A 522-nucleotide genomic window follows, 5' to 3' on the forward strand; every position below is an offset into this window, starting at 1 on the left:
TCAGCGCCGAGGAGATCACGGCGCTGGCGCATTATCTGGCGCATTTGTAGCCGGGGCCCCGCGACATAATCACTGTCGTCGCGGTCAGCTCCCGCGCGAGGCGGAGGATCGCAGCTATTGGCCCCGCTGCGCCTCGTACACCTTCAGCTGCGTGTAGGAGATGCGCAGCCGCGGCACCGGCACCTTGGCGGCATCGGCGCGGGCGATCAGCACTAGACCGAGCAAGGCTCCGGCCGACCCGGCGAGCCGCGTCGCGGTGATCGCAAGATAGCGATTGCGAATGGTCGCATCGGGATCGGTCACCGCGGTGTCTCCTGAAACGTGACTAGCTGGGGCAGCGCCGCCACCGTCGATGCGATGGCATGCGCGCCCGCAGCCGTCAGCTCGTCCACGGGGTGATAGCCCCAGGCGACGCCAAGCGCGCGTGCCCCCGCCGCGCGTGCCATCAGCATGTCATAGCTGGTATCGCCGATCATCACCGTTGTTTCGGGGGTTGCGCCCGAATCGGCCATGGCTGTCTCA

At 67.4% G+C, this 522-nt stretch carries 2 protein-coding genes; both read right to left on the reverse strand.

Features of this window, described 5'->3' with window-relative positions:
• Positions 1-114: 114 nt before the first annotated feature.
• Positions 115-303: a hypothetical protein gene (locus tag AACY08_RS28675; protein ID WP_339472468.1), complete on the reverse strand. Its 189-nt coding sequence runs from the start codon at positions 301-303 to the stop codon at positions 115-117.
• Positions 300-522 (reverse strand): HAD family hydrolase (locus AACY08_RS28680; RefSeq protein WP_339472469.1); only part of this gene is annotated, 223 nt, incomplete at its 5' end. The genes AACY08_RS28675 and AACY08_RS28680, both read right to left, overlap by 4 nt.

It is taken from the genome of Pseudomonas sp. EL_65y_Pfl1_R83 (genome assembly GCF_963970695.1).
GTDB classification, from domain to species: Bacteria; Pseudomonadota; Gammaproteobacteria; order Pseudomonadales; family Pseudomonadaceae; genus Aquipseudomonas; species Aquipseudomonas tritici.